Annotated in this window: 20 protein-coding genes; 9 read left to right on the top strand and 11 right to left on the bottom strand. The window is 65.7% G+C overall.

Annotation, left to right across the window (positions count from 1 at the left end; genetic code table 11):
* The 4 genes from EG885_RS12490 to dnaE all read right to left on the bottom strand — a co-directional run.
* Positions 1 to 879, bottom strand: an 879-nt coding sequence (locus tag EG885_RS12490; RefSeq protein ID WP_131575002.1) for a M48 family metalloprotease, incomplete at its 3' end; no start/stop codon positions are given.
* Between the two features lie 16 nt (positions 880 to 895).
* Positions 896 to 1,612, bottom strand: a complete 717-nt coding sequence (ruvA, locus tag EG885_RS12485; protein ID WP_131574999.1) for a Holliday junction branch migration protein RuvA — start codon at positions 1,610 to 1,612, stop codon at positions 896 to 898.
* Positions 1,609 to 2,118, bottom strand: a complete 510-nt coding sequence (ruvC, locus tag EG885_RS12480; protein ID WP_131574998.1) for a crossover junction endodeoxyribonuclease RuvC — start codon at positions 2,116 to 2,118, stop codon at positions 1,609 to 1,611. Before ruvC ends, ruvA begins: the two co-directional genes overlap by 4 nt.
* Positions 2,119 to 2,254: 136 nt before the next feature.
* A complete protein-coding gene (dnaE, locus tag EG885_RS12475; protein WP_131574995.1) occupies positions 2,255 to 5,740 on the bottom strand; it encodes a DNA polymerase III subunit alpha in 3,486 nt (1,161 codons plus the stop codon).
* Between the two features lie 94 nt (positions 5,741 to 5,834).
* On the opposite strand from dnaE, the gene EG885_RS12470 reads away from it, so the two are divergent.
* The 5 genes from EG885_RS12470 to EG885_RS12450 all read left to right on the top strand — a co-directional run bounded on the left by EG885_RS12470 (position 5,835) and on the right by EG885_RS12450 (position 11,698).
* Positions 5,835 to 7,355 (top strand): ABC transporter ATP-binding protein, encoded by a 1,521-nt coding sequence (locus tag EG885_RS12470; protein WP_131574993.1) that lies wholly within the window; start codon positions 5,835 to 5,837, stop codon positions 7,353 to 7,355.
* Positions 7,352 to 8,428, top strand: a complete 1,077-nt coding sequence (locus tag EG885_RS12465; RefSeq protein WP_131574991.1) for an ABC transporter permease — start codon at positions 7,352 to 7,354, stop codon at positions 8,426 to 8,428. The genes EG885_RS12470 and EG885_RS12465 overlap by 4 nt, the downstream gene beginning before the upstream one ends.
* Entirely contained in the window at positions 8,425 to 9,315 is an 891-nt protein-coding gene (locus tag EG885_RS12460) for an ABC transporter permease (protein ID WP_131574989.1), read from the top strand. Before EG885_RS12465 ends, EG885_RS12460 begins: the two co-directional genes overlap by 4 nt.
* A 30-nt stretch (positions 9,316 to 9,345) precedes the next feature.
* On the top strand, positions 9,346 to 10,422 hold the full coding sequence (locus EG885_RS12455; RefSeq protein ID WP_131574987.1) for a BMP family ABC transporter substrate-binding protein: 1,077 nt from the start codon (positions 9,346 to 9,348) through the stop codon (positions 10,420 to 10,422).
* 163 nt (positions 10,423 to 10,585) lie between these two features.
* Complete coding sequence (locus EG885_RS12450; RefSeq protein ID WP_165571127.1) at positions 10,586 to 11,698, top strand: glycosyltransferase family 8 protein; 1,113 nt, start codon at positions 10,586 to 10,588, stop codon at positions 11,696 to 11,698.
* A gap of 9 nt (positions 11,699 to 11,707) precedes the next feature.
* On the opposite strand, the gene purU is transcribed toward EG885_RS12450, so the two are convergent.
* The 3 genes from purU to EG885_RS12435 form a co-directional block, all read right to left on the bottom strand.
* Entirely contained in the window at positions 11,708 to 12,592 is an 885-nt protein-coding gene (gene purU, locus EG885_RS12445) for a formyltetrahydrofolate deformylase (protein ID WP_131574983.1), read from the bottom strand.
* Between the two features lie 154 nt (positions 12,593 to 12,746).
* A complete protein-coding gene (locus tag EG885_RS12440; RefSeq protein WP_131574981.1) occupies positions 12,747 to 13,913 on the bottom strand; it encodes a M20 aminoacylase family protein in 1,167 nt (388 codons plus the stop codon).
* A 120-nt stretch (positions 13,914 to 14,033) separates the two neighbouring features.
* Positions 14,034 to 15,866: an ABC transporter ATP-binding protein gene (locus EG885_RS12435; RefSeq protein ID WP_131574978.1), complete on the bottom strand. Its 1,833-nt coding sequence runs from the start codon at positions 15,864 to 15,866 to the stop codon at positions 14,034 to 14,036.
* Positions 15,867 to 16,126: 260 nt separating this feature from the next.
* Between EG885_RS12435 and EG885_RS12430 the strand changes: the two genes are divergently transcribed.
* The 3 genes from EG885_RS12430 to EG885_RS12420 all read left to right on the top strand — a co-directional run bounded on the left by EG885_RS12430 (position 16,127) and on the right by EG885_RS12420 (position 19,935).
* Positions 16,127 to 17,833 (top strand): peptide ABC transporter substrate-binding protein, encoded by a 1,707-nt coding sequence (locus EG885_RS12430; RefSeq protein ID WP_131575008.1) that lies wholly within the window; start codon positions 16,127 to 16,129, stop codon positions 17,831 to 17,833.
* A gap of 97 nt (positions 17,834 to 17,930) precedes the next feature.
* Positions 17,931 to 18,938 (top strand): ABC transporter permease, encoded by a 1,008-nt coding sequence (locus EG885_RS12425; RefSeq protein WP_131574976.1) that lies wholly within the window; start codon positions 17,931 to 17,933, stop codon positions 18,936 to 18,938.
* Positions 18,931 to 19,935 carry an ABC transporter permease gene (locus EG885_RS12420; RefSeq protein WP_131574973.1) on the top strand — a complete coding sequence of 335 codons (1,005 nt, stop codon included), beginning with the start codon at positions 18,931 to 18,933 and terminating at the stop codon, positions 19,933 to 19,935. Before EG885_RS12425 ends, EG885_RS12420 begins: the two co-directional genes overlap by 8 nt.
* Positions 19,936 to 20,086: 151 nt before the next feature.
* Here EG885_RS12420 and EG885_RS12415 read toward each other — a convergent pair whose 3' ends face one another.
* Genes EG885_RS12415 through EG885_RS12400 form a run of 4 tightly spaced genes read right to left on the bottom strand, consistent with a single transcriptional unit; the run spans position 20,087 to position 24,226 of the window.
* Positions 20,087 to 22,411: an aldehyde dehydrogenase family protein gene (locus tag EG885_RS12415; protein WP_131574971.1), complete on the bottom strand. Its 2,325-nt coding sequence runs from the start codon at positions 22,409 to 22,411 to the stop codon at positions 20,087 to 20,089.
* A gap of 21 nt (positions 22,412 to 22,432) precedes the next feature.
* Positions 22,433 to 23,371, bottom strand: a complete 939-nt coding sequence (gene deoC / locus EG885_RS12410) for a deoxyribose-phosphate aldolase (protein ID WP_131574969.1) — start codon at positions 23,369 to 23,371, stop codon at positions 22,433 to 22,435.
* The gene (locus tag EG885_RS12405; protein WP_131574967.1) at positions 23,368 to 23,934 is read right to left on the bottom strand and encodes a DUF1523 family protein; all 567 of its coding nucleotides are present in this window, start codon (positions 23,932 to 23,934) and stop codon (positions 23,368 to 23,370) included. Before EG885_RS12405 ends, deoC begins: the two co-directional genes overlap by 4 nt.
* A gap of 13 nt (positions 23,935 to 23,947) precedes the next feature.
* Positions 23,948 to 24,226, bottom strand: coding sequence for a hypothetical protein (locus EG885_RS12400; RefSeq protein ID WP_131574965.1), 279 nt, complete (start codon positions 24,224 to 24,226; stop codon positions 23,948 to 23,950).
* A gap of 273 nt (positions 24,227 to 24,499) precedes the next feature.
* Between EG885_RS12400 and EG885_RS12395 the strand changes: the two genes are divergently transcribed.
* Positions 24,500 to 25,429 carry a cation diffusion facilitator family transporter gene (locus tag EG885_RS12395; protein ID WP_207392270.1) on the top strand — a complete coding sequence of 310 codons (930 nt, stop codon included), beginning with the start codon at positions 24,500 to 24,502 and terminating at the stop codon, positions 25,427 to 25,429.
* Positions 25,430 to 25,440: the final 11 nt, after the last annotated feature.

Here is a 25,440-nt window from a genome sequence, read left to right as displayed (position 1 = left end):
GGTGCCAACGCCAGAGGCCGGGCCAACGCCAGAGGCCGGGGGTGTCCCGCCCTGCATTGCCATCAGCCGGGCGATGCGTTCCTCGGTCGGGGGATGGGTGGTGAACAGGCGGTCGGCGCGCAGGGCATGCAGCGGGTTGATGATGAACATCGCCGCCGCCGCCGGATTTTTTTCGGCGGGCAGATTGACGGTGCGGCCCGCCACCTCGGCGATCCGTTGCAGCGCCTCGGCCAGCGCGCGGGGCTGGCCGCTGATCGCGGCACCAGTGGCATCGGCCTCGTATTCGCGAGCCCGCGAAATCGCCATCTGCACCATCGCCGCCGCCAGAGGCGCCAGAATCATCGCCAGAATGCTGCCGATCATGCCGCCCCGCCCCTCGCGGTTGCCCGCAAACAGCATCATGTTGCCCATCATCGCGATGGCGCCCGCCATGGTTGCGGTGATGGTCATGGTCAGCGTGTCGCGATGCTTGATATGGGCCAGCTCATGCGCGATCACGCCCGCGATCTGATCCGCGTTCAGCGTCCGGACCAGCCCCTGGGTCACCGCCACGGCCGAGTTTTCAGGATTGCGGCCGGTGGCGAAGGCATTGGGTTGTTCGGTGGGCAGCAGATAGAGCCGCGGCATGGGCAGTTGCGCCCGTTCGGCCAGACGCGCGGTCATCGCATACAGATCGCCGCCCTGTTCGGGCGACAATTCGACCGCGCCCTGCTGGCGCAGCATCATCTTGTCGCTGTTCCAGTAGCTGAAGAAATTCATGCCCCCCGCGATCAGCAGCGCGATCATCGCGCCGCCCGCGCCACCCAGCATCCAGCCAAGCGCCATGACCAACGCGGTCATCGCGGCCATCAGCATGAAGACCTTGACGTTTCCTGCCATGTTCAGACCCCTTGCATCAGTCCTTGGGCGCCAGCAGACGCAGCGCCGCGCGGATCAACGCGGGCATGGGCGCGGACGGTTCCCGCGCCTGCGCCTCGGCCACCGCGCCTGCCGCCTCGGACGAACCATAGCCCAGATTGGTCAGGGCCGACAACGCATCGGCCATCGCCTGCCCCGACAGGGCGGCGGCGCTGGCCGGGCGGGCATCGGTGGCTTGCGCCGGGGCCGTGGAAGGACCGGAAGGTTCCTCTGCTCCTCCGCTCGCGGCAACGTCCCCCGCGCCGATCAGATCACCCGCATCGATGGTCAGCGCGCCGCCCAGCGCCATGACCGAGGGCGCCTTGTCCTTCAGCTCCAGCACGATGCGCTGCGCGAGCTTTGGCCCCACGCCATTGGCCTTGCGGACCGAGGCCCAGTCCGCCAGCGCGATCGCCCGCCCCAGCCCCTCGGGGCCGAGCGTGCTGAGAATCGCCAGCGAGACCTTGGCCCCCACCCCTTGCACGGATGTCAGCAGCCGGTGCCATTCCTTTTCCAGCATGGTAGGAAAGCCGAACAGCTGCAGCAGATCCTCGCGCACCAGAAGTTCGGTATAAAGCGCCGCCGCCTGCCCCACTGGCGGCAGGCCCGCTGCGGTGCGCTCGCTGACATGGACGATATAGCCCACGCCCCGCACGTCGATCAGCACCTGATCGCGCGCCCGGTGCAGGATCACGCCCGCAATGCGCCCGATCATGCGGCACCGCGCTTGGGCTGGGCCACCCGCAGGGTCCGGCTTTGCAGATGCCGGGCATGGCAGATGGCGATGGCCAGCGCATCCGCCGCATCGGGGCTGTCGAAGATGACGCCGGGCAGCTGGATGCGCACCATGTGCTGAACCTGTTCCTTGGCCGCATGGCCCACGCCGACGACGGTCTTCTTGACCGCGTTCGGGGCATATTCGCCGACCGTGATTCCCGCCTCGGCCGGGGCCAGCAGGGCCACGCCCCGCGCCTGACCCAGCTTCAGCGTGCCTGTGGCGTCCTTGTTCACGAAGGTCTGCTCCACCGCCGCCTCGTCCGGGGCATGGGTCGCGATGACGGCGCAAAGGCCGCGAAACAGGACCGACAGCCGCGCCCCCAGATCCTGCGCGCCATCCGAATGGATCACGCCGTTGGCAATATGACGGATGCGCGAGCCATCGACCTCGATCACCCCCCAGCCCATGTTCCGCAAACCCGGATCGATGCCCAAGACCTTCATGCTGCCCTCTTTTTTTTCGGTGTTAGCACGAAAGGCGAACATCTGGCTAGGGTGGATGAGGCCGAGCCGGGGGCGCTTCGCCCCCCGGACCCCCCGAGGGTATTTTCATGAAGAAGAAAGGCCCGGGGTTGGGGCTTCATTCCTCGATCACGTCGAGAACGCCCGGCACGGCGCGCAGGGCCTGACGGGCGGGGGTGGTCAGCGGGGCATCATTCGCAACCTCGATCTCGATCACATCGTCGCCGTCGCGCAGGCGCAGGCGGATCGGGCCGCGCGACCGGGCGGGAACGACGATATCGGTGCGGATGCGGGTCAGCACCTCGACCAGACGGGGGATGGTGTCGGCGCCCTGCATTTCCACCGCCAGACAGCCGGCGCCGGCATCGGCCACGGCATCTTCCAGCGCCATCACCGAATTGGCCAGCATCTTGACCTGATCGCCCGAAGGTTCGACCTTGACCTGCAACACCACGTTCTGGCCCGGTTCCAGCTTGTCGCGCGAGGCGTTCAGCAGGTCGGAAAACACCGTCACCTCGTAAAGGCCGGTGGGATCGGACAGGCTGACAAAGGCATATTGCGTGCCCTTGGCCGATTTGCGTTCCATCCGCGCCGCGACCGTGCCCGCGATCTGGGCGACCAGCGGGCCTTGCAGCGCGTCCTGACTGATCTGGGCCAGCGTCTGGACCTTTTTCCGGCGCAGCGCGGGCAGGTAGTCGTCCAGCGGATGGCCCGAGAGGTAGAAGCCCACGGCCTTGTGTTCCTCGCCCAGCTTTTCGGTGGGCAGCCAGATGCCCGCCAGCGCCGGGCGGGGGGGCGGCAGATCCTCGCCCCCGCCGAACAGAGAGGTCTGGCTGGAGGCGGCCTGATCCTGCACCGCTGCCGACCATGCGACCAGCCCGTCCAGCGATTTCATCACCCGGGCGCGATTGTCGTCCAAGCCGTCGAAGGCGCCCGCGCAGGCCAGCATTTCCAAGGGCCGCTTGCCGACGCGCTTCATGTCGACGCGGCGGGCGAAATCATGCATGTCGCGGAACGGGCGATCGCCGCCCTCGCCACCGCAGCGCGCATCATGGATCAGGCGCATCGCCTCGATCCCGACGCCTTTCAAGGCGCCAAGCGCATAATGGATGCGCCCCGGCCCCACGGTAAAGGTGGGGGCCGAGCGGTTCACGCAGGGCGGCACCGTCTCGATCCCCATCCGGTCGCATTCGCGTTTATAGATCGCCAGCTTGTCGGTCAGGTGGATGTCGCAATTCATCACCGCCGCCATGAATTCGACCGGGTGGTTCGCCTTGAGCCATGCGGTCTGATAGCTGACCACCGCATAGGCCGCCGCGTGGGATTTGTTGAACCCGTAATTGGCGAATTTTTCCAGAAGGTCGAAGACCTCGCCCGCCTTCTTGTCGGGCACGCCATTGGCGACGGCACCGGTCACGAATTTGGGCCGTTCCTTGGCCATTTCGGCGGCGATCTTCTTGCCCATGGCGCGGCGCAACAGGTCGGCGCCGCCGAGCGAATAGCCCGCCATGACCTGCGCGATCTGCATCACCTGTTCCTGATAGACGATGATGCCCTGGGTTTCGGCCAGAATGTCGTCGATGCTGGGATGGATGGATTCCAGATCGCGCAGGCCGTTCTTGACCTCGCAATAGGTCGGGATGTTCTCCATGGGGCCGGGACGATAGAGGGCCACCAGCGCCACGATATCCTCGATGCAGGTGGGCTTCATGCGGCGCAGCGCGTCCATCATACCGCTGGATTCCACCTGAAACACCGCGACTGTGCGGGCGCTGGCGAACAGATCATAGCTGGGCTTGTCCTCCAGCGGGATCAGGTTGATCTGGTTTTCCGTGCCGGGCGTGGGGTCATACAGCTGGCGGCCATCGGCGGCGATGTGCAGGGGGCGCCCTGCCCCGTTGATCAGATCGACGGCGTTCTGGATCACCGTCAGCGTCTTGAGGCCCAGAAAGTCGAATTTCACCAGACCGGCCTGTTCGACCCATTTCATGTTGAACTGGGTCGCGGGCATGTCCGAGGCAGGATCGCGATAGAGCGGCACCAGCTGATCCAGCGGCCGGTCGCCGATCACCACGCCCGCCGCATGGGTCGAGGCGTTGCGATAAAGCCCCTCCAACTGTTCGGCGTAATCCAGCAGGCGGGCCACGACCTCTTCGCGCGCCGCTTCGCGCAGGCGCGGCTCGTCGGCGCGGGCCTTGGCGATGCTGACGGGTTTCACACCCTCGACCGGGATCATCTTGGACAGCCGGTCCACCTGACCGAAGGGCAGTTGCAGCACCCGGCCCACGTCGCGCACGGCGGCCTTGGACAAAAGCGCGCCAAAGGTGATGATCTGGCCCACCTTGTCGGCGCCGTATTTCTTCTGAACGTATCGGATCACCTCTTCCCGGCGATCCATGCAGAAATCGATGTCGAAATCGGGCATCGACACCCGTTCGGGGTTCAGGAAGCGTTCGAACAGCAGGTTATAGCGCAGGGGGTCCAGATCGGTGATGGTCAGCGCATAGGCGACCAGCGACCCCGCCCCGGACCCGCGCCCCGGACCCACCGGAATGCCCTGTTCCTTGGCCCAATGGATGAAATCGGCCACGATGAGGAAATAGCCCGGGAAACCCATCTGTTCGATGATGCCCAGCTCGAAATCCAGCCTTGCGGTGTAATCCTCGACGCTGACGGCATGGGGGATGACCTTCAGCCGTTCGGTCAGACCGGCATGGGCCTGACGGCGCAGCTCGGCCACCTCGTCATCGGCGAATTTGGGCAGGATGGGGGCGTGGCGGGCGACCGCAAAGGCGCAGCGGCGGGCGATTTCCACGGTATTCTCGATCGCCTCGGGCAGGTCGGCGAACAGCACGGCCATTTCCTCGGCCGATTTGAAATAATGCGCGGGCGTCAGGCGGCGGCGGGGCTGGGACTGATCGACATAGGCCTTTTCGGCGATGCAGATCAGCGCGTCATGCGCCTCGTACATGGTGGTTTTCGGGAAATAGACATCATTGGTGGCCACCAGCGGCAGGTCGCGGTCATAGGCCAACGCGATCAGCCCGGCCTCGGACGCGGCCTCGGCGGTCATCAGCTGGCCGTTCGCGCCGGGATGGCGTTGCAATTCGACGTAGAGCCGGGTCGGGAAAGCCGCCGCCAGACGGTCGGCCAGCGCCTGCGCGCGTGGCATCTGGCCCTGCGCGATCAGCTGCCCCAACGGGCCGGTCGCGCCGCCGGTCAGGCAGATCAGCCCCTCAGCCCGGTCGCACAGCTCATCGACGGTGACATGGGGCAGCGCGCCACCCTCGCGCAGATAGAGGCAGGTCGACAGCGACATCAGGTTCAGCCAGCCCGCCTGATTCTGGGCCAGAAGGACAACCGGACCGGTCGCATCCGCCGCCAGCGTCACCTGACAGCCGACGATCGGCTGGACGCCCTTGTCGCGGGCCTTGATGCTGAATTCCAGCGCCGCAAACATGTTGTTGCTGTCGGTCAGGGCGACGGCGGGCATGCCCGCTTCTGCGGCAATACTTGCAAGTTTGCCTACGGGAATGGCACCTTCCAGCAAAGAATGCTCGGAATGTGTGCGAAGGTGGATGAATCGGGGGGATTTTGCGGCCATGATCGGGACAGTATCGCAGCCAGGATGCACAGCGCAATTGCCGTGCCCGCGAAATGCAGGCTAAGCAGGGAAAGTTCTGAACAAGGGGCCGGATTTGACCGACACGACCGTTTTTCGCGCCGAAGGGATCGGCAAGTCCTATCCCGGCGTGCGCGCCAATGACGACGTGTCGTTTTCGGTCCGCCAAGGCGAGATCCACGCCCTTCTGGGCGAGAACGGCGCGGGCAAATCCACGCTGGTCAAGATGATCTATGGCCTCGTGCGCCCCGATGACGGGCAGATGTGGCTGGGGGACGCGGTGCATGCGCCATCCGACCCGCGGGCGGCGCGCGCCTCGGGCGTGGCGATGGTGTTTCAGCATTTCTCGCTGTTCGACGCGCTGACGGTGGCGGAAAACATCGCCCTTGGGATGGAAAACCCGCCCCCCCGGCGGGAATTGTCGGCCCGCATCACCAGGGTCAGCCATGAGTTCGGCCTGCCCCTGAACCCGGCGCGGCGCATCGTCACCCTGTCGGCGGGCGAACGCCAGCGGGTCGAGATCATCCGCTGTCTGCTGCAGGATCCGCGCCTGCTGATCATGGACGAACCGACCAGCGTGCTGACCCCGCAAGAGGCCGAGGTGCTGTTCGCCACCCTGCGCAAGCTGGCGGCGGGCGGCACCGCGATCCTGTATATCAGCCACAAGCTGGACGAGATCCGCGCCCATTGCGACCGTGCCACGATCCTGCGCCATGGCAAGGTGGTGGACAGCTGCGATCCCCGCGCCCATTCGGCCCGCGATCTGGCGGCGATGATGGTCGGCGGGCAGATGCGGGTCATCGACCGCTCGGGCCGTCAGGCGGGCGAGGTTCTGTTGCAGGTGACAGACCTGTCCCAGCCCGCCCCCAATGCCGAAGGCACGGCGCTGAAGGAGATCAGCCTGACCCTGCGCGCGGGCGAGATTCTGGGCATCGGCGGTGTCGCGGGCAACGGGCAAGAGGAATTGCTGGCCGCCCTGTCGGGCGAAATTCGCAGCGCAGCGGGCAGCGTCACGCTGGACGGCGCCGATCTGTCCGCCCAAGGCCCCGAGCCGCGCCGCATCGCGGGCCTTTTGACCGCGCCCGAGGACCGGCTTGGCCATGCCGCCGTGCCCGATTTCAGCCTGACCGAAAACACCCTGCTGACGGCGGGCGCCCGCAAGGGGCTGGTCCGGCGCGGGCTGATCGACCATGCGGCGGCGCGCGATTATGCGCTGGCCGTCATCAAGGACTTCGACGTGCGCACCCCCGGCCCGCATGTCCCGGCCCGCGCCCTGTCGGGCGGCAATCTGCAGAAATTCGTCATCGGGCGCGAGGTGATGCAGAACCCCCGCGTTCTGGTCGTCAACCAGCCCACATGGGGCGTCGATGCGGGGGCTGCGGCGTCGGTCCGCCAGTCGCTGCTGGATCTGGCGCGCAAGGGCGCGGGCGTCATCGTCATCAGTCAGGACCTGGACGAGCTGCTGGAGCTGTCGGACCGCTTCTGCGCGCTGAACGAAGGGCGCCTGTCGCCCCCCGTCCCCACCGAAGGGCTGACGCTGGACCGCATCGGCCTGATGCTGGGCGGCGCGCATGGCATGGAAGAGGCCCGCATATGATCCTGCTTGTTCCCCGGCAATCGGCCTCGAACGGCTGGCAGATCGCGACGCCGGTCATGGCCGTGCTGGCCACGATGGTCACTGGCGGGCTGCTGTTCGCGATCATGGGGTATGACCCGATTGCGGCGATCCGCACGATCTTCTGGGATCCGCTGTTCGGGCCCGCCGCGTCCTATTCGCGCCCGCAATTGCTGATCAAGGCGGCGCCGCTGATCCTGATCGCCTCGGGGCTGGCCATCGGCTTTCGCGCGGGCATCTGGAACATCGGGGCCGAGGGGCAGTACATCATCGGCGGCATCACCGGCGCCGCCGTCGCGCTGGCCGCCTATCCGTCCGAGGGGATGTGGATCTTTCCGGCGATGGTCCTGGCCGGGTTGGCCGGGGGCTGGGCCTGGGGCATGATCCCGGCGCTGCTTCGGAACTGGTTCGGCGCGTCCGAGATCCTTGTGTCGCTGATGCTGGTCTATGTCGCGCAGCGGGTGGCGGCGTGGATGTCCTTCGGCCCGATGAGAAACCCCGAAGGCATGGGCTTTCCCGGATCGCGCAATCTGCAGCAATACCCCGCCGCCGCGAACCCGGAACTGATCCCCGGCACAGGCGCGCATTGGGGCGTCGTCGCGGCTGCCGTCGCGGTGCTGGCGACATGGTTTCTGATGAGCCGCCATATCCGCGGCTTTCACATCCGCGCCGCAGGCACCGCGCCCCGCGCCGCCCGGTTCGCGGGCGTCAGCCCGACCACGCTGGTGGCCTTTTGCCTTGGCCTGTCGGGCGCGCTGGCAGGCGCTGCGGGTCTGTTCGAGGTTGCGGGCCCCGCCGGCCAGATCACCGACAAGCTGGGCACCGGATACGGCTTTACCGCGATCATCGTGGCCTTTCTGGGCCGGTTGCACCCGGTGGGCATTCTGCTGGCGGGCCTGCTGCTGGCCCTGACCTATATCGGCGGGGAACTGGCGCAGCTGACCATGTCGCTGCCCGCCGCCACCGTGCAGGTGTTCCAGGGGATGCTGCTGTTCTTTCTGCTGGGCTTTGATCTGCTGACCCGGTTCCAGATCCGCCGGAGGGTCACCGCATGATGATCGATCCGCTGTCCGTCTTTCTGCTGCTGATCTCGGCCTCGACCCCGATCCTGTTCGCCGCCCTTGGCGAATTGGTGGCCGAGCGGGCGGGCGTGCTGAACCTTGGGGTCGAGGGGATGATGATCACCGGCGCCCTGGCCGGTTTCGCCGCCGCCTATGGCACCGGCAACCCGTTTCTGGGCTTTCTGGTGGCCGCCGTCGCCGGGGCCGTCATCTCGATGCTGTTCGCGTCGCTGACGCAGCTGTTTCTGGCCAATCAGGTCGCCTCCGGCCTGGCGCTGACCCTGTTCGGGCTGGGACTGGCGGCGATGTTCGGCAAACCGTTCGAAGGCGTCAAGGCGCCCCCCATGCCCGCAGGCCCGTTGCGCATCAACTGGATCGTCTGGCTGGGGCTGATCATGGTGCCGGTGATCTGGTGGTTCCTGAACCGGTCCCGCGCGGGGCTGATCCTGCGCGGGGTCGGCGAAAATCACGAGGCCGCGCATGCGCTTGGCTATAACGTGCGGCTGACGCGGACCGCCGCGATCGGTTTCGGCGGCGCCATGGCGGGGGTCGGCGGGGCCTTCATCTCGATCGCGACGGTGCTGCAATGGACCGAAGGCATGACGGCGGGCGCGGGCTGGATCGCGCTTGCTATCGTGGTCTTTTCCAAATGGACCGCGCCGGGCGTGCTGGCGGGGGCGTGGCTGTTCGGCGGCGTGACCGTGCTGCAGCTGCGCCTGCAGGCGGCGGGGGTCGCGGTGCCGGTCCAGCTGTTGTCGATGGCGCCCTATCTGGCGACGATCGTCGTTCTGGTCGTCATCTCGGCCCGGCAGAAATACAGCAAGCGCGCGGGCGGCGGGTCGCCCGGATCGCTTGGGACGAATTTCCACGCGCTGCGCTAAGCCGCAGCCGATTATTGAGAGAGGGATACGATGCAACGCAGAACACTTCTGGCCACCGCCTCGGCGCTGATCATGGCGCTGGCCGCCCCGGCCATGGCGCAGGACGAGCCGCTGAAGGTGGGCTTCATCTATGTCGGTCCGGTGGGCGATGGCGGCTGGACCTATCAGCACGATCTGGGCCGTCAGGCGATCGAGGCCGAGTACGGCGACCGCGTCGAAACCACCTTCATCGAAAGCGTCCCCGAAGGCGCGGATGCCGAACGCGCCCTGACCCAGCTGGCGCTGGCCGGAAATGACATTATCTTTGCGACCAGCTTCGGCTTCATGGATCCGGTGATGAATGTCGCGGCGAAATTTCCCGACATCAGGTTCGAACATGCCACCGGCTACAAGCGGGCCGACAACGTCGCCACCTATGACGCGCGGTTCTACGAAGGCCGCGCGGTGATCGGCACCATCGCGGGCCGGATGACGGAATCCGACATCATCGGCTATATCGGGTCTTTCCCGATCCCCGAGGTCATCCAGGGCATCAATTCCAGCTTCATCCATGCCCGCAAGGTCAATCCCGACGTGCAGATGCGGGTGGTCTGGGCCTATAGCTGGTTCGATCCCGCCAAAGAGGCCGAGGCCGCATCCGCCCTGCTGGCCGAAGGCGCCGACGTGATCCTGCAGCATACCGATTCGACCGCACCGCTGGCGCAGGCCCAGCAGGCCGGGGCCATCGGCTTTGGTCAGGCCAGCGACATGGCGGCGTTCAAGCCCAGCCCCCGCGTCGCCTCGATCATCGACGAATGGTCGCCCTATTACATCAAGCGGGTCGGCGCGATGCTGGACGGCACCTGGGAAAGCGGTGCCAGCTGGGCCGGGATCGGTGACGGAGAGGTCGTGATCGGAGAGATCACCGACGCCGTCCCGCCCGAGGTCAAGGCCGAGGCCGAGGCCCTGCGCGACGCCATCGGCGCGGGCGAATATCACCCCTTTACCGGCCCCCTGAACAAGGCCGACGGTTCGGTCTGGCTGGCCGAGGGCGAGGTTGCGGCCGATGAGGATCTGCAATCGATGAACTTCTATGTCGAAGGCATCACCGCCCAGATCCCGCAATAGTGCGATGACCATGGGGATGGGGGCACGGCCCCCGTCCCGACCAACCGGCATACCGGTTTCCAACGGGATACGGCGTGTCTTGACGAACCCAAAGGGGCCTGCGCAGGATGCGCGTGCTGCCGGTCCCGCCGCTGCCGCGTCCTTATCATCGGTTCCCGGCCCCATGAGCCTGTCCCCCTTTTCGTCGCTGGCCAAACGGGTCTATCGCCGCATACCCCGGGGTTGGAGCGCATGCCTCGACCTGTACCAGACGCGCCGCCATGGCGGTGCGCGTCTGCCCGCGCGGCTGGATGTGATGACCTCGGTCGGGGGCCATGATGCGGATGTCCTGCAGGTGATGCTGCTGTCTTTGTCGGACAGCCACCCAGAGGATCGGATCGAATTCTGGCTGTTTCACCTGCATCTTGACTCAAGGACGCTGGCGACGCTGTCGGCCTTCTGCGACGGGCTGAAAAACCTGACCCTGAACATCGTCCATATCACCGGAACGCAGGATTTCGCCCTGCTGAGCAAGCTGGGCGGCAGGCCCTTTGGCGCGCGATTCCTGTGGCTGGTGGCGCATGACTATCTGCCAGCCGAGGTGACGCGGATCATCTATCTGGACCCGCTGGACACGCTTGTCATGGGCGATCTGCTGCCGTTCCTGAACCAGCCCTTTCTGGGCGGCTCTCTGGTCGCCTGCCGCGAGTTTCCCGGTCTTCCGCCGATGATCCAAGGCCCCGCCCGCTTGGCCCGTGGACGTGCCGCGTCGCCGGACAGGATCCTGCGCATCTCTCGGGGGATCATCAACAGCGGGTCGATCGTCCTCAACCTGGACAGGCTGCGTCGCAAGGGGATCACGATCGCCGCCTATCTGGACGTCGCGCAATGGGCGCATGACCCGATGGGTCTGCCCTTCGGCGATCAGGGCCTGTTCTCGCTGACCCATGGCAGCGATTATGTGCAGGCCCATGACCGCTATAATTTCCGCTTTCATGATGTCAGCCGCCATGATCGTCGGATGCGGGCGGCGGTCATCCATTTCGCGGGTCGCATCCCCAAGCCCTATCACTGGCGACTGACGCCGGATCAGGAACAGCAGGTGCTGACCCATCTGGCCCGCAAGGGCATGACTGCGCTGCCTCTGAACCCGCATCAGTCGGTCACGGCCTATGATCTGGGCTTCTACCGGCTGTGGTGGGGCATCTGCGCCCGCACCCCGGTCTACGACCGCATCGCGCCCTTGGCGGCAGATTATACCGCCGGGGTTCTGGCTGAACAGCAGGTTGGTGCGTAACGGGGGGCCTCAGCCCATCCGCTCGCTGGCATAGCTGCCCGGCGACGGCGGAAAGACCACCGTCTTGGCCGCATTCAGGAAGACGCGCCCGTGGATATGGGCATGAACCGCACGGGCCAGCACCTGCGCCTCGACGTCGCGGCCAAGGCTGACGTAATCGCCGGGGCTTTGCGCATGGGTCACCCGGACGGTATCCTGTTCGATGATCGGGCCTTCGTCCAGATCGGCGGTCACATAATGGCTGGTCGCGCCGATCAGCTTGACGCCCCGTTCATAGGCCTGCTTGTAGGGGTTCGCGCCCTTGAAGCTGGGCAGGAAGGAATGGTGGATGTTGATGATCCGCCCCGACATCTGCTGGCACATCCGGTCCGACAGCACCTGCATGTAACGCGCCAGCACCACCAATTCAGCCCCGGTCTGGTCGATGATGTCCATCTGCCGGGCCTCGGCTTCGGCCTTGTTGTCGGGGGTGACGCGGATCATGTGGAACGGAATGTCGTGATTGACGACAACCTTCTGATATTCATGATGATTCGAGATGACGCCCACGATCTCGATCGGCAGGGCGCCGATGCGCCAGCGATACAGCAGATCGTTCAGGCAATGGCCAAAGCGGCTGACCATGATCAGCACCTTTTTCTTGACCGCATCGTCGGACAGTTCGGCCTCCATGCCGAAACGCTTGGCGATGGGGACAAAGCCCGCCCGCAGGTCGTCCAGCGTCGCCGCCCCTTCGGACCGGAAACTGACGCGCATGAAGAAACGCCCCGTTTCGGTATCGTCGAACTGCGCGCTGTCGGTGATGTTGCAATCCGCCTCGGCCAGATAGCCCGAGATCGCCGCGACGATTCCCCGGGTCGAGGCGCAGGTGACGCGCAGGGTAAAGGTTTTCATGGCTTGGCGGTCCCCTTATGTGTCGATGGCGCGAACGCCACCGACATTTCAACCCTTTGCGGGGCAAGGGCAATCATGTTTGCGACGGGGCGCAGGCCCGCTGCGACATCACACGCGGGCGACATCACACGCGGGCAATGTCAGGCGGGCGATGTCAGGCGGCGGGCAGCCGCGCCTCGACCATGCCCGCATACCAGCTGGAACCCGCCGGGATCGCCTCGTCGCTGAAATTATAGGCGGGGTGATGGACCATCGCCGTATCGCCATTGCCGACCCAGATATAGGCGCCGGGACGTTCGTTCAGCATATAGCTGAAATCCTCGCCGCCCATCATCGGCTGCATGTCCATGTTCACGTCGCCCGAAATGTCGCGCGCCACGTCGGCGGCCCAATCGGTTGCCCGTTCGTCGTTCATGGTGACCGGATAGCCGCGATGATAATCGACCGATGCCGTGGCCCCCATCGCGGCGGCGATGTTGGTGGACACGCGGGTGATCGCCTCTTCCAACTGGTCGCGGACCTCGGGGGCCAGACTGCGGGCGGTGCCCTTCAGCTGCACGACCTGCGGGATCACGTTATAGGCCGTCGAATCCGTCGACACGACGCAGACCGAGATGACGGCGTTCTTCAGCGGGTCGATATTGCGCGCCACCACCGATTGCAGGGCGACGACGATCTGCGCCGCCGTCAGCGTGGTGTCGATGCATTCATGCGGCTTGGCGGCATGGCCGCCCTTGCCGGTGACGGTGATGTCGAACTGATCCGCCGCCGCCATCATCGCGCCGGGCCGGATCGAAAAGCTGCCCACCGGCATGCCGGGCATATTGTGCATGCCATAGAACTCATCGATCTTCCAACGATCGACGAGACCGTCCTTGACCATCGCCTCGCCACCGGCGCCGCCCTCTTCGGCGGGCTGGAAGATGACCACCGCGGTGCCGTCGAAATTGCGGGTCTCGGCCAGATATTTGGCGGCGCCCAGCAGCATGGCGGTGTGACCGTCATGGCCGCAGGCATGCATCTTGCCGGGCGTCTTGGAGGCATATTCCACGCCCGTCTGCTCCACGATCGGCAGCGCGTCCATATCGGCGCGCAGACCCACCACGCGACCCTTGGTGTCGCTGCGCCCCTTGATGACGCCGACCACGCCGGTCTGGCCGACGCCCTCGGTCACCTCGTCACAGCCGAATTCGCGCAGCAGATCGGCGACGCGGCCTGCGGTGCGGTGGACATCGTACAAAAGCTCGGGGTGTTCGTGGAAATCGCGGCGCCAGGCGGTGATTTCGGGCAGCAGTTCGGCAAAGCGGTTCTTGACGGGCATGGGTGTCTCCTTCGGGCGCAGGGTGGCGATTTCCTGCACGATCTGCAAGAGGGCGCGCCGGGCTTTGCGGCCCGGCCCGCCCTGGGGACGGCAAAACCGTCCGCAAACTGGGCAACCCTGTTACGAGTGGGTCACCGGATCGACCAGCACCCGATGGCCCGGCGCGACCTCTCGATAGATCGAGGGTTTGGCCAGATAATCCACCGGATGGATGGGCGAGGGGATGGGCCGGAAACTCAGATCCTCGCTGATCTTCTTCTGGCGCGGATCGGCCACCGGCACGGCCAGCATCAGCTGGCGGGTATAGCTGTGCTGCGGGTTCTCGAACACCTGGGCGCGGGTGCCCATTTCGACGATGCGGCCCAGATACATGACTCCGACATGGTGGCTGACGCGTTCCACCACCGCCATGTCATGGCTGATGAACAGCATGGAAATGCCCAGATCCTGCTGCAGCTCCATCAGCAGGTTCAGCACCTGCGCCTGAACCGACACGTCCAGCGCCGACACGGCCTCGTCGGCGACGATCAGCTTGGGGTTCAGCGCCAGCGCGCGGGCGATGGCGATGCGCTGGCGCTGGCCGCCCGACATCTCGTGCGGATAGCGGCGCATATAGCTGCGCGGCAGTTCGACCCGGTCGAACAGCGCGGCGATGCGATCCTGACGTTCGGATTTGCTGCCGATGCCATAGTTCTCCATCGGCTCGGCGACCTGATCATACAGCTTCATATGCGGATCGAGGCTGGCAAAGGGGTCCTGAAAGATCATCTGCATGTCGCGCCGCGCCCGGCGCAGATCGCGCTGCGACAGACCGATGATATCGGTGCCGCCCAGATCGACCGTGCCCGATTCCGGTTCCACCAGCCGCAGCAGCGACCGCCCGCAGGTCGATTTCCCGCAACCCGATTCGCCGACCAGCGACAAGGTCTCGCCGGCATTGATGGTAAAGCTGACATCCTCGACCGCGTGGACGCGCGCCACGGTTCGGCGCAGAATGCCGCCTTTGACGGCAAAGCGCGTGGTCAGGTTCTTGACCGTCAACAGCGGCTTGGGATCCTTGACGATGATCGGCTCGGGCGCGCCGTGGCTGCCATCGCTCATCAGGCGCAGGCGTTCGGGGGCGGCTTTTCCGGTCATTTCCCCAAGGCGCGGCACGGCGGCCAGCAGCATCTTGGTGTAATCCTGCTGCGGGTTCTCAAAGATCTCGATGGCCGAGCCTTCCTCGACCTTGTCGCCGCGATACATGACCACGACACGATCTGCCATTTGCGCGACCACTGCCATGTCATGAGTGATGAAAAGAACGGCAATCTGCTTTTCCCGCTTGAGCCGGTCGATCAAAGCCAGAATTTCGGCCTGAATCGTCACGTCCAGCGCGGTGGTGGGTTCGTCGCAGATCAGCAGGCGCGGTTCGCAGGCCATGGCGATCGCGATCACGACGCGCTGGCGCATGCCGCCCGACAATTCATGCGGATACTGGTCCAGACGACGTTCGGGTTCGGGGATGCGGACCTGGCGCAGGATCTCCAGCGCGCGGGCGCGGGCCTCGTGTTTCTTCAGCCCGCGATGGGCGATCAGCCCCTCGACCAGTTGATCCCCCACGGTAAAGACCGGGTTCAGCGCGGTCATCGGTTCCTGAAAGATCATGCCGATCTGGTTGCCGCGGATGTCGCGCATCGCGGCGCTGGATTGGGTGGCCAGATCGACCACCTGCCCGTCGCCGCGTTCGAACATCAGCTTGCCGCCCGCGATCGTGCCGCCGCCGAATTCCACCAGCCGCATCAGCGACAGCGAACTGACCGACTTGCCCGACCCGGATTCGCCCACCACACAGACGCATTCGCCGGGTTTTATGGTGAAACTGACATCCCTGACCCCCACCACAACGCCGTCGTTGGTTTCGAATTCAACCCGAAGTTTCTCAATGGAAACAAGCGGTTTTTCGTCAAGCATGGTCTGGCCCCCGGAAATGTCCAAGCAGGCAGGCTAGCGGCTGCCCCCGGAAAGTCAAAGGTGAAACCGAACCGCCCGAACGGTGCGAGGGGTCTTGCTTTCCGCGCGGGCTTCGTTCGATGATGCGCGCATTCCGCAGGGATGATGACAACACGAACACCGACCCGGACCACCGGAAACCAAACAGAACAACCAGCCCCAGAATGGCTGAAGGTGGCGTGGATCCCCCCGCGGGCCGCAACACCCAACAGGAGAGAATGATGAAACTGAGAACCGTTCTGATGGGCGCCGCCGCGACGATGGCCATGGCCCCGGCGGCCTTTGCCGAACGCGGCAGCGACGGACAGCTGAGCATCATCATGTGGCAGGCCCCCACCGTGATGCATCCCTATCTGTCGGGCGGCACCAAAGAGGTGATCGCAGGCAGCATGGTGCTGGAGCCGCTGGCCGGATACGACGCCGACGGCAAGATCTATCCCCGCCTCGTCACGGAAATTCCCAGCCTCGAGAATGGCGGCATCGCCGAGGATCTGACCTCGGTCACCTGGACGCTGCGCGACGATATCACGTGGTCGGACGGCACGCCCTTTACCGCCGATGATGTGGTCTTCACCGGCGATTACTGCATGTCGCCCGAGGGTGGCTGCTCGCAGCTGGCCAAGTTCGAGGGCATCACCGCCATCGAGGCTATCGATCCGCAGACCGTCAAGATCACCTTCAACGCGCCCCGCGCCGATCCCTTCTCGGCCTTCGTCGGATCGCAGTCGCCGGTTCTGCAAAAGGCGCAGTTCGAAAACTGTCTGGGCGAGAATGCGCCGACCTGCACCGAGCAGAATTTCGGCCCCATCGGCACCGGCCCGTTCCGCGTGACGCAGTTCCTGACCAACGATACGATCAGCCTCGAGGCCAATCCCGAATATCGCGACCCCGCCAAGCCCGCCTTCGCGACCGTGCTGGTCAAGGGTGGCGGCGATGCCGCAGGGGCGGCCCGCTCGGTTCTGGAAACCGGCGAGTTCGATTACGCCTGGAACACCCAGCTGGCCCCCGACGTCATCGCCGGGATGGAGGCTGCGGGTCTGGGCAAAGTCTCGGCAGCCTTCGGCACGCTGGTCGAACGCATTCATGTCAACCTGACCGACCCATCGTCGTCCCTGCCCGAGGGAGAGCGTTCGACCCAGGCCCATCCGCATCCCTTCCTGTCGGACCCGGCGGTGCGCAAGGCGCTGTCCATGGCCATCGACCGCGAGCTGCTGGTCGAGATCGGCTATGGCACCTCGGGTCAGGCGACCTGCAACTATGTCCCCGCGCCCGAGGCATGGGTGGATGCCAGCAACACCGAATGCCTGACCCAGGACATCGCCGGAGCGAACGCGTTGCTGGACGAGGCCGGGTGGGTCATGGGTGGCAACGGCATCCGTGAAAGGGATGGCGTGCAGCTGAACATGGTCTTCCAGACCTCGGTCAATGCCGTGCGTCAGGACTTTCAGGCCCTGATCAAGCAGTGGTGGTCGGAAATCGGCATCAACACCGAATTGAAGACGGTCGATGCCTCGGTCTTCTTCGGATCGGATGCGGGCTCGCCCGACACGCTGCAAAAGTTCTATGCCGACGTGCAGATGTATGCCGACAATTTCGACGGCAACAACCCGGCCCCCTACCTGTCCAAGCACAGCTGCGACAAGGCCCCCTCGCCCGCCAACCAGTGGCAGGGCGAGAATATCAGCCGCGTCTGCGACCCGGAATACGACCGGATGGTGGACGAGATCGAGGGCATCGTCGATCCGGCCGCGCGCGCCGAGATGGGCAAGGCGATGAACCTGTTGCTGACCCGCGACACCAATTCGATCATCCCGCTGGTCTATCGCGGCACGGCCTCGGCCCATGCCAACACGCTTGGCAATGTCCAGCTGAATGGCTGGGACAGCGAGATCTGGAACATCGCGGACTGGACCCGCGTCGAACAGTGACACGCCCCGCCGCCCCGGCCCGCGCGGCCGGGGCGGCGCCCTTCCCGCCTGACATGGCAGGACGTCCGCGCCCTGCCGCCCCAAGGACCGCATCCCCATGCTGAACTTCACCCTGCGCCGGCTGCTGCTGGCCATCCCGACATTGCTGTTCATCTCGCTGGTGATCTTCCTGCTGCTGGAGGCCTCGCCCGGCGATCCGTTGGGCGACGTCCCCCTGACCGTCCCGCCCGAGGTGCGCGAACGCATGCGCGCCGCCCTGGGCCTGGGAGAGCCGTGGCCCGTGCGCTATCTTCTGTGGCTGAAGCAGTTCTTCTGGGTCGAGCCGCTGTACTGGACCGACCAGATCTTTGGCACCGATTTCAGTCAGGGGGCCCAACGCATCATCAGCTTTCAGTCGCGCAGCCCGGTGTTCGACGTGATCGCACAGCGCCTGCCCCAGACCCTGACGGTCGTGGGCATGTCCTATGTCGTGGGCATCCTGATCGCGATTCCGATCGGCATCCTGTCGGCCTACAAGCAATACAGCTGGTTCGACCAGATCGGCACCTTCATCTCGATGATCGGTTTTTCGATGCCGACCTTCTTCACCGGCGTCGTGCTGATCATCATCTTTGCCGTGAACCTGCAGTGGTTTCCCTCGGTCTACAACACCACGCTGGAGGTGAATGACTGGGCCAGCTTCAAGGAACAGGCCCGCCAGATGGTCATGCCGGTGACGGTGCTGGCACTGTATAATGCCGCGCAGATCAGCCGGTTCATGCGCTCGTCCATGCTGGACAATCTGGGGCAGGATTACGTCCGCACCGCCCGCGCCAAGGGCCTGTCCGAACGGGTCGTGGTGCTGAAACATGTGCTGAGAAACAGCCTGATCCCCGTCGTGACGGTCATCGCGCTTGGCCTGCCCGCCGTCTTCGGCGGCGCGATTATCACCGAACAGGTGTTCAAGGTGAACGGTCTGGGACAATTGCTGATCACCGCGATCCACGGAAACGACATCCCGATGGTGCTGACGCTGACCTTCATCTTTGCCATTCTGATCGTCGTTTTCACCCTGATTGCAGACATCCTCTATGGGGTGCTGGACCCGAGGATCCGCTATGACTGATATCAACACCCCCGCCTCCCGCCCCGATCCCGAGGCACGGCTGACCGACCTGCATGCCGCAGCCCCCGGCGCGGTCAGTGCGCCTGTCACAGCCGTGGCCGCTCAGCCCGCGACCGAGGCAAACCGCAGTCAGTGGTCCGATGTCTGGCGCCAGTTCCGCAGCCATCGCGGTGCGATGCTGGGGCTGGTGATCTTCGTGTCGATCATCCTCTTCGTGTCGGTGGGACCGCTGATCTGGACCATCGATCCGACCTATGTGGACATCCGCGCCCGCAATTCGGGCTTTTCGACGACCCATCCTCTGGGCACCGACCAGCTGGGCCGCGATCTGCTGGCGCGACTGATGGCCGGGGGGCAGGTCTCGATCGCGGTGGGGCTGACCGCGATGATCATCGCCATCACCATCGGCAGCCTGATCGGCGTCATGTCGGGATATTTCCGCAGGCTGGACGGCCCGCTGATGCGCCTGACCGAGCTGTTTCTGGCATTGCCGCTGCTGCCCCTGCTTTTGCTGATGGTCACCCTGTTCCGCGAAACCCTGTCGCAGACCTTCGGCCCGGCCCTGGGGATCTTTTTCCTGATCGTGACGGCGATCGGCGCGACCAGCTGGATGCAGGCTGCCCGCATCGTGCGCGGCGAGGTTCTGGGCCTGAAGGAACGCGAGTTCATCCTCGCCGCCCGCTCGATCGGTACGCCCGCGCATCGGATGATCACCCGCCATATCCTGCCCAACGTGCTGTCGCCCATCATGGTCGCAGCCACCCTGGGCATCGCCACGGCGATCATCACGGAATCCGCGCTCAGCTTCCTTGGCTTGGGCTTCCCGCCCGATTTCCCGACCTGGGGCCGGCTGCTGTTCGATGCGGTCGATCAGATGGTCCTGTACCCGTGGCGGGTGATCTTCCCGGGTCTGCTGATCTCGTTGACGGTGCTCTGTGTCAACTATATCGGCGACGGCCTGCGCGATGCCATGGATCCGCGGATCCGGGGCCGCTGAGGGGGGCCAGCCCCCCATCGCCTGACGGCGATCCCCCCCGGGATATTTCAACCAAGATGAAAGGAAACGACTTCATCTTGGTGCAAATATCCTCAGGGGGGTGAATTGGCCGAAGGACAAGAGGGGGGCAGAATGCCCCCTTTTTTTGCATTCAGTAGGCCGCACCGCCGCTGCCTGCGGGCAAGGCGCCATAGAGCAGCCAGATGGTCTTTTGCCGCGTGGCGTGACGCAGGAAGGTCTCTCCCTGTGCCTCAGACCCTGTCCAGTCGCGGGGGGGGATGGGCCAGACCGGCTTCAGATTGCCGCTGGCCGCCTGGTCGATCGCGGTCAGATCGGTCCCGGCGCCGGCATGCCAGAAAGCCGTGACCTCGTCATGTGCGGCCAGATGGAGGGACAGATCGGATTGCGGGCCGGTGACGATATTGACCACGCCGCCCGGCAGGTCAGAGGTATCGAAGACCTGCGCAAGATCAATCACCGGCAGCGGATCGCTCTCGGACGGGATCACGACGACCGTGTTGCCCATGGCGATGGCGGGCAGGACAAGCGACAGGAAGCCCGCAAGGGGCTGGGCGTCCGGGCAGGCGATCCCGATGATGCCCGAGGGTTCGGGGATTACCGTCACCAGATGACCGGGCTTTGCCTGCACCGTGGTCCCGTCGAACTTGTCGGCCCATGCGGCATAGTGGAAGGCGCGGTCGATGGCGGCCTCGACCTCGGCCTTGCTGGTGCGGGAGGCGAATTCGGTGGCGCGCGCCGCGAGGTTTTCAGCAATGAAATACAGCACCTGTGCGCGGCCATGACCGCCCATCGCGGCCCATTTCCCGGCTTTGGAGGCGGCCTCGACGGCGTTGCGGATGTCCTTGCGGCTGCCCAGAGGGGCCAGTCCGCCCCGCACCGGATACATCGCGCCGCCATCGGGCCGCTTCTGCGCGCCGCCGATATACAGCTTGGCGGTGCGGTCGATGGCCGTCGCGTCGGACGGGTTGGTCGTTGCCACCGCACCGGGTCTGTCGGGGGCGGGTGTCACGGCAGGACCGGCCAGATAATCCAGCATCCCCGCCGCCCCGCCTTCGCGGCCATAGCCGCTTTCGCGCATGCCGCCAAAGGGTGCGGCGGCGTCGAAGAGGTTCGCAGCATTGATCCAGATCACCCCGGCCTTGATCCGCGCCGCCAGATCGGTGGCGACCGTCGCGCTTTCAGACCAGACCGATCCCGCCAGCCCATAACGGGTGGCATTGGCCAGCTCGACCGCCTCATCCGCCGTGCGGAAGGTGGACAGGGTGGCGATGGGGCCAAAGATTTCCTCGGTCATGCCGGGATTGGCGGGGGCGATATTGCGCAGATAGCCGGGCGCGATGAAGCAGCCGTCCTGCGGCTGACCGCCGATCAGCTCGGCGCCGTGATCGACCGCCGCCTTGCAGATCGACAGGATGCGGGCCTTTTGCACCGGATCGACGATGGCGCCGATATCGGTGGATTTGTCCAAGGGCGCGCCCACGCGCAAGCGGTCCATGCGGGCGCGCAGCAGATCCTCGAACAGGGGCGCGACCGCCTCGGCCACCAGAATGCGCGACCCGGCGCAGCAGACCTGCCCCTGATTGAACCAGATGCTGTCCACGACGCCCTCAACCGCGGCGTCCAGATCGGCATCCTCCATCACGACAAAGGGCGATTTGCCGCCCAGCTCCAGCGTCAGGCGGCGCCCCGTTCCAGCCAGCGCCCGCGCGATGCCACGCCCGACCTCGGTCGAGCCGGTAAAGGCGATCTTGTCCACATCCGAGGCGACCAGCGCCGCCCCCGTGGTCCCGTCACCGGTCACGATATTGACGACGCCTGCGGGCAGGCCGATCTGCTGGCAGATCTGGGCAAAGGCCAGCGCGGTCAGGGGGGTGTATTCGGCGGGCTTCAGAACGACCGTATTGCCTGCGGCCAAGGCGGGCGCGATCTTCCAGGCCAGCATCAGCAGCGGGAAATTCCACGGGATGATCTGGCCGCAGACACCCAAGGGCGCGTGGCCGGGAAAGCGGCTGTCGCGCAGCTCGGCCCAGCCCGCATGGTGATAGAGGTGCCGGGCGACCAGCGGCACGTCGATGTCGCGCGATTCCCGGATCGGCTTGCCATTGTCCAGCGTTTCCAGCACCGACAGCAAGCGTTCGCGTTTCTGCACATGGCGGGCCAGCGCATACAGATATCGGGCGCGCGCGGTGCCGGACAGCGCCGCCCAGCCCGGTTGTGCGGCGCGCGCGGCAGCGACGGCGGCAGCGATGTCGCTGTCCGAGCCCTGCGAGACATGGGCCAGAACCTCGCTTGTGGCAGGATCGCGGGTCGGGAAGGTGTCGGCCGGCGCGGTAAAGGCGCCGTCGATGAAATGGCCAAAGCTGCCGTGACCGGCCAGCCAGTCCCGTGCGGCGGATGCATCCTCGGTCGAGGGGCCGTATTCCATCGTCTGCATGATCTCGCTCACTCTGGTCATCTGGCGGCTCATTGACGGTCCTCAGGCTGGGGCAAGGCGATGGGCGCTGGCATAGCGGCCCGTGACATGATGGCTGATCTGACGTTCGATATCGCCCAGAAGGCTGCTGGCGCCGATGCGGAACAGGTCGGGGGACAGCCAGTCGCGGCCCAGCTCCTCGGTCATCAGCACCTGCCAGGCGATCGCGTCCTTGGCGGTGCGCAGACCGCCTGCGGGCTTGAAGCCGACCTTGTGGCCGGTGCGGGCATGGTGATCGCGGATGGTGCGGACCATGACCAGACTGACGGCCAGGGTCGCATTCACGCCCTCTTTCCCGGTCGATGTCTTGATCCAATCGGCGCCCGCCTGCATGGCGACATGGCTGGCCTTGGCGACGTTTTCCAGCGATTTCAGATCGCCGGTGGCCAGAATGGCCTTCATCCGCGCCGCGCCGCAGGCCTCGCGCATGGCGCGCAGCTCATCATAGAGGGCGGTCCAGTTGGCCTGCAGGACATGGGCGCGGGTGATGACGATGTCGATCTCGTCCGCGCCCTGATCCACGGCATAGCGGATCTCGGCCAGCCGCAGATCAAGGGGCATCAGGCCCGCCGGAAAGCCGGTGGCGACGCTGGCCACGGGGATGCCGGAATGCCCGAGCGCGCGTTTGGCGGGGGCGACCATGGTCGGATAGACGCAGACCGCCCCGGTGGTCAGGCCGGTAACGCCCATCGCGTCCAGCAGGTCCGCTGCGATGGGCTGGCGGGCCTTGGCGCACAGCCGCGCAACGCGGTCGGGCGTGTCATCGCCCGCCAGCGTCGTCAGGTCGATGCAGCGCACGGCGTTCAGCAGCCAGGCGGCCTGATGGTCCTTTTTCAGACTGCGCCGTGTGGGCAGCGTCGCCGCCCGGCGTTCGACGGCGGGGGTGTTGATGCGGATCCCCTCGAACCAGTCGGGGCGCAGATCGGTGCCGGAATTGGTCATCGCCCGGCCCCGATCCGACCCACCCCGCGCCGCCGGAACTGCGCGGTCATGCGCCAGACCAGCCCCAGAAGCGCCAGCAGCACCACGCAGATGATCATCGCGGCCCAGTTCAGCGGCCGGTCGTCAGGCCCCGCGACCGTGTTGATCGAGATGGCATTGGGATAGGTCGACATCCACGGCAGCCGCCAGCCATAGCCGGTGACGCTGACCCAGATCGGGTCGCTGGCGGGCGATTGCAGGTTGTTCGCCTCGGCCTGCAGATTGGCGCTGTCATATTTGAAATAGGGCGGCCAGACCCAGCCCGTATCCTCGTTGCGATAGACGAAGACGCTGCCGCCCGGTCGCACCACGTCGATAAAGCGCACATCGCGCTGGCCTTGGGCATTTTCCACCGTGCCGGTGCTGTCCGATGCCCAGAAGACCGCCGCCGAAGGCGGAATCGCGGTCAGCCGGTTATAGGTGTTGCTGATCCGCACCGTGCTTTTCGACGGCAGAGTGTAATCCAGCAGGGCAAAGATCAGAACGCCGAACAGGACGCCGATGACGACGCGCGCATAATACATGAACAGGCAGCTCCTATTGCCAGTTGACCAGAATAACGATGACCAGAACGGCCAGCGTCGGCAGCACGAAGACGGCCAGCGCCAGACGCGCCCGCAGGCTGCGGTTGAACCCCGTCATCGCCTTGGCCACGAACGCACGCCGGGCGGCGCTGTTCCCGGCCTGATCGGGATGGCGGGCATCCCACCGGTTTTCCACCCGCTCGACCTGCTGCGAGCGCAGATAGACGCGCAGCAGCAGATAGAACACCGCCTGCAGCGCGAACAGGAACAGCCACAGCCGGATCAATGCCACCTTTGGTCCCGCCTCCCTGCGTGTCACGCGACGTTAGCATGGGCGCTGCGGGATGGGCCAGATGTTGCGTGGCGGAACATGGCGCGGAACATGACCTGCACAGAGGCGATGGGGCCTTGCGCCTTTGGCGCCACCCGATCATGGCTGGCGTTTGGGGCGACCGTTTGGGGCAACCGTTTGGGGCAACCGCGCGCGGGGGGGAGCCTTGCCATACCCGGCCTGCGCGAAACCCGGCCCGCCCCGCCGACGTTGCGCCCCCGAAAGGCTGTGCCCATGACCCAGATGACCGAACAGGGTGTTCTGAAACTGTCCATCGCGATGACTTTTGTCGTGGCGCTGACGGGCATCGGCTTTGGCGTGGCCTCGGGGTCGGCCTCGATCATCTTCGACGGGATCTATTCGCTGACCGATGCGACCATGACCTCGGTCGCGCTGCTGGTCTCGACCCTGATCACCGCCCGCCTGTCCGAGCGGCGTCAGGCCCGGCTGGTGCAACGCTTCACCATGGGCTTTTGGCATCTGGAGCCGATGGTGCTGGGCCTGACGGGTGTGCTGCTGTCGGGCGCCGCGATCTATGCGCTGGTCACCGCGGTGGGCAGCCTGCTGGCGGGGGGGCGGCATCTGGATTTCGGGCAGGCCACGGTCTATGCCGCCGTGGTGCTGGTGGTGGCGGTGGGCATGGCCATCCACAACGCTCGCGCCAATCGCAGGATCGGGTCGGGTTTCGTGGCGCTGGACGTCAAGGGCTGGACCATCTCGGCGGCGCTGACCGGCGCGCTGCTGGTGGCCTTTGTCTTTGGCAGCGCCATTCAGGGCACCGCGCTGCAGCCTTTGTCGCCCTATGTCGATCCGGCGGTGCTGGCGCTGGTCTGTCTGGTGGTCATCCCGCTGCCCATCCCGACGATCCGGCAGGCGCTGGCCGATATCCTGCTGATCACGCCGCCCGACATGCTGGCCGATATCGACCGCATCGCCATGGATACCTGCGACCGCTACGGCTTTCTGGGCCATCGCGCCTATGTGGCCCGCGTCGGCCGGGGCCGCCAGATCGAGCTGTATTTCATCGTCCCCACCGGCTGGCCCCCCATGCATCTTGAGGAGTGGGACGCCATCCGGGACGAGATCGGCGCCGCCATCGGCGGCGATCCCGACAATCGCTGGCTGACCATCGCCTTTACCACCGATCCCGAATGGGCCGATTGACGAACCGCCCC

This window comes from Paracoccus nototheniae, assembly GCF_004335005.1.
Taxonomy (GTDB): Bacteria; Pseudomonadota; Alphaproteobacteria; order Rhodobacterales; family Rhodobacteraceae; genus Paracoccus; species Paracoccus nototheniae.
This window is presented reverse-complemented; position numbering and strand designations above follow the sequence as displayed.

Coding starts and splice junctions, on each gene's coding strand:
- purU (WP_131574983.1), bottom strand. CDS start 12,592: ATGAAAACCTTTACCCTGCGCGTCACCTGCGCCTCGACCCGGGGAATC.
- EG885_RS12460 (WP_131574989.1), top strand. CDS start 8,425: ATGATGATCGATCCGCTGTCCGTCTTTCTGCTGCTGATCTCGGCCTCG.
- EG885_RS12455 (WP_131574987.1), top strand. CDS start 9,346: ATGCAACGCAGAACACTTCTGGCCACCGCCTCGGCGCTGATCATGGCG.
- EG885_RS12420 (WP_131574973.1), top strand. CDS start 18,931: ATGACTGATATCAACACCCCCGCCTCCCGCCCCGATCCCGAGGCACGG.
- EG885_RS12425 (WP_131574976.1), top strand. CDS start 17,931: ATGCTGAACTTCACCCTGCGCCGGCTGCTGCTGGCCATCCCGACATTG.
- EG885_RS12395 (WP_207392270.1), top strand. CDS start 24,500: ATGACCCAGATGACCGAACAGGGTGTTCTGAAACTGTCCATCGCGATG.
- EG885_RS12435 (WP_131574978.1), bottom strand. CDS start 15,866: ATGCTTGACGAAAAACCGCTTGTTTCCATTGAGAAACTTCGGGTTGAA.
- EG885_RS12465 (WP_131574991.1), top strand. CDS start 7,352: ATGATCCTGCTTGTTCCCCGGCAATCGGCCTCGAACGGCTGGCAGATC.
- EG885_RS12430 (WP_131575008.1), top strand. CDS start 16,127: ATGAAACTGAGAACCGTTCTGATGGGCGCCGCCGCGACGATGGCCATG.
- EG885_RS12450 (WP_165571127.1), top strand. CDS start 10,586: ATGAGCCTGTCCCCCTTTTCGTCGCTGGCCAAACGGGTCTATCGCCGC.
- dnaE (WP_131574995.1), bottom strand. CDS start 5,740: ATGGCCGCAAAATCCCCCCGATTCATCCACCTTCGCACACATTCCGAG.
- ruvA (WP_131574999.1), bottom strand. CDS start 1,612: ATGATCGGGCGCATTGCGGGCGTGATCCTGCACCGGGCGCGCGATCAG.
- EG885_RS12405 (WP_131574967.1), bottom strand. CDS start 23,934: ATGTATTATGCGCGCGTCGTCATCGGCGTCCTGTTCGGCGTTCTGATC.
- ruvC (WP_131574998.1), bottom strand. CDS start 2,118: ATGAAGGTCTTGGGCATCGATCCGGGTTTGCGGAACATGGGCTGGGGG.
- EG885_RS12415 (WP_131574971.1), bottom strand. CDS start 22,411: ATGACCAGAGTGAGCGAGATCATGCAGACGATGGAATACGGCCCCTCG.
- deoC (WP_131574969.1), bottom strand. CDS start 23,371: ATGACCAATTCCGGCACCGATCTGCGCCCCGACTGGTTCGAGGGGATC.
- EG885_RS12440 (WP_131574981.1), bottom strand. CDS start 13,913: ATGCCCGTCAAGAACCGCTTTGCCGAACTGCTGCCCGAAATCACCGCC.